Below are 1,924 nucleotides of genomic sequence, written 5' to 3' on the forward strand. Positions count from 1 at the left end.
GGCACTGGGCACCGCGGCGCTCGTGGGCGCGGTGGTCGTCGTGGGCGCCGACCTCGTGGCCCAGCACGCGCTGCCCGGCGCCCTCCAGCCGCCCGTCGGGCTCGTCACCGGGGCCGTGGGCGCCCCCGTCCTCGTCTGGCTGCTCGTCCGCGGCGAGCGCCGCAGGGAGGTCCCCGCATGAGTCGCACCGTTCCCGTGCCGCCGGCCCTGCCGACCACCCTGCCGACCGCCCTGGAGCCCGCCCTGCAGCCGGGTGGCGTCGTCGCCCCCCGGCTGCGCGCCGAGGGCGTGACGCTCGGCTACGGCGCGACACCGGTCGTGCACGACGTCGACCTGGACGTCCGGCCCGGGGCGCTCACCGTGCTCGTCGGGGCGAACGCGAGCGGCAAGTCGACCCTGGTGCGGGGCCTCGCCCGTCTGCTCACGCCGCTGCGTGGACGGATCACGCTGGACGGCGAGGACCTCGGGCGCCTGCCCACCCGCCGGGTCGCGCGGACCGTCGGGGTGCTGCCGCAGTCGCCCGTCGCGCCGGACGGCATCCGGGTGGGTGAGCTCGTCGCCCACGGGCGCTACCCGCACCAGTCCTTCTTCCGCGGCCACCGCAGCGACGACGACGACGTCGTCGCGCGCGCCCTCGATGCGACGGACACGGCCGACCTGGTGCAACGGCGGGTCGCCGAGCTGAGCGGTGGGCAGCGCCAGCGGGTGTGGATCGCCATGGCTCTCGCGCAGCAGCCGCGGGTGCTGCTCCTGGACGAGCCGACGAGCGCGCTGGACGTCGCCCACCAGGTCGAGGTGCTCGACGTGCTGCGGGAGGAGGTGGCGGGCGGGCGGACGGTCGTCGTCGTGCTGCACGACCTCACGCTCGCCGCGCGCTACGCGGACGAGCTCGTCGTCCTGGCGGGCGGGCGGGTGGTGGCGCAGGGCGACCCGACGGCCACGCTGACCGAGGAGGTCGTGGGCACGGCGTTCGGGGTGCGGGCACGGGTGCTCACGGACCCGGACACCGGCCGGCCGGTCATCCTGCCCCGGTCCTCGACGACCGCCGGCTGATCACCGGGCGCGGGCCACAGCAGGGTGGCCGAGGTCACATCCGTACCGTCGCTAAGCCTGCCCTTACTTAGGTTAGGCTCACCAATGTAGCGGCCGGTGATCACCGGTCGCTCCCTCCGACCGTCCCAGGAGCACCCTGTGATCGCATCCCGTCGGCGCCTCCGCGCTGTCGCCGCCTCCCTCGCCGCCACCCTGGCCCTCGCCGCCTGCTCGAGCGGGCCCGACGAGGCCGCCGGGCCCGCCGGCGAGGCCGCCACCGCCGACGACGGCGCGTTCCCGGTCACGCTCGAGCACGCGTTCGGGACCACGACGATCGAGGAGCGACCCCAGCGGGTCGTCACGTGGGGCTGGGGCACCGCGGACGCGGCCATCGCGCTCGGTGTCACCCCGGTCGCCATCCCCTTCCAGGCCTACGGCGGGGACGAGCAGGGCGTCCTGCCGTGGATCCGCGAGGCGGTCGAGGACGCAGGTGAGGAGATCCCGACCGTGCTCCCCGACACCGGCGCGGACGTCCCGTTCGAGGAGATCGCCGCGGCGCAGCCCGACGTCGTCCTGGCCCACTACTCCGGGCTCACCGAGGAGCAGTACGCGACCCTGTCGCAGATCGCGCCCGTCGTCGCCTACCCGGACCAGCCGTGGTCCACGCCGTGGCGCGACGTCGTCACGACCACGGGCGTGGCGCTGGGCCTGGTGAGCGAGGCGGAGCAGGTGCTCGCCGACATCGACTCCGCGATCACCGAGCAGCGCGCGGCGCACCCGGAGTTCGCCGGGCTGACGCTCGCGACCGTCTGGGAGACCGGGGGCACGGTGTACGTCTACGCGGACGAGGACCCGCGCGTGGAGTTCATGCTCGACCTGGGGTTCGTCAACA

Annotated in this window: 3 protein-coding genes; all 3 read left to right on the top strand. The window is 75.3% G+C overall.

The genetic code is table 11. From position 1 onward, the window contains the following. A partial coding sequence (locus N866_RS14075; protein ID WP_034227442.1) for an iron chelate uptake ABC transporter family permease subunit occupies positions 1-181 on the top strand: 181 nt, incomplete at its 5' end. Beyond that, positions 178-1,053, top strand: a complete 876-nt coding sequence (locus N866_RS14080; protein WP_081802662.1) for an ABC transporter ATP-binding protein — start codon at positions 178-180, stop codon at positions 1,051-1,053. The genes N866_RS14075 and N866_RS14080, both read left to right, overlap by 4 nt. A 138-nt stretch (positions 1,054-1,191) precedes the next feature. Further along, a partial coding sequence (locus N866_RS14085) for an ABC transporter substrate-binding protein (protein WP_052023078.1) occupies positions 1,192-1,924 on the top strand: 733 nt, incomplete at its 3' end.

The organism is Actinotalea ferrariae CF5-4 (assembly GCF_000603945.1).
Lineage (GTDB): Bacteria > Actinomycetota > Actinomycetes > Actinomycetales > Cellulomonadaceae > Actinotalea > Actinotalea ferrariae.